At 65.1% G+C, this 533-nt stretch carries 1 protein-coding gene; it reads left to right on the top strand.

Annotation, left to right across the window (positions count from 1 at the left end; all coding sequences use genetic code 11):
• Positions 1 to 533 (top strand): efflux RND transporter periplasmic adaptor subunit (locus B3397_RS17710; protein ID WP_296252589.1); only part of this gene is annotated, 533 nt, incomplete at both ends.

Below are 533 nucleotides of genomic sequence, written 5' to 3'. Positions count from 1 at the left end.
GGGAGAAAAGGGTCAAGGAATGGGACGAATGCACGGGGCGCCTCGAAGGGCCGGAAACCGAGGAAAGCCGCCCTCGCGTGTCGGGCCAGATTGACCAGGTAGGCGTGAACGAGGGAGCCCTGGTCAACAAGGGCGACATGCTGTTCCAGATCGACCCGCGCCCCTTCCAGGCTGAAGTGCGCCGCCTTGAAGCGCAGCTCCAGCAAGCTCGGGCCAACTCTTCGCGCAGCGACAATGAAGCCCAGCGCGGTCAACGCCTGCAGGCCAGCAACGCCATCTCGGCAGAACTGGCTGAAACCCGCAGTAGCAGTGCCCAGGAGGCGCGCGCCGCCATGGCCGGAATCCAGGCGCAACTGGACCTGGCCAAGCTGAACCTGAGCTTTACCCGCGTGACCGCACCGATCAGTGGCCGCGTCAGCCGCGCGGAGATCACCGCCGGCAACATCGTCACTGCCGACGTCACCGCGCTGACCAGCGTCGTGTCCACCGACAAGGTTTATGCCTACTTCGACACCGACGAGCGCGTCTACCTC

The organism is Pseudomonas sp. UBA4194, from assembly GCF_002379585.1.
GTDB lineage: Bacteria > Pseudomonadota > Gammaproteobacteria > Pseudomonadales > Pseudomonadaceae > Aquipseudomonas.
The sequence above is the reverse complement of the archived record's forward strand: the minus strand, read 5'-3'. Positions and strand labels throughout refer to the sequence as shown.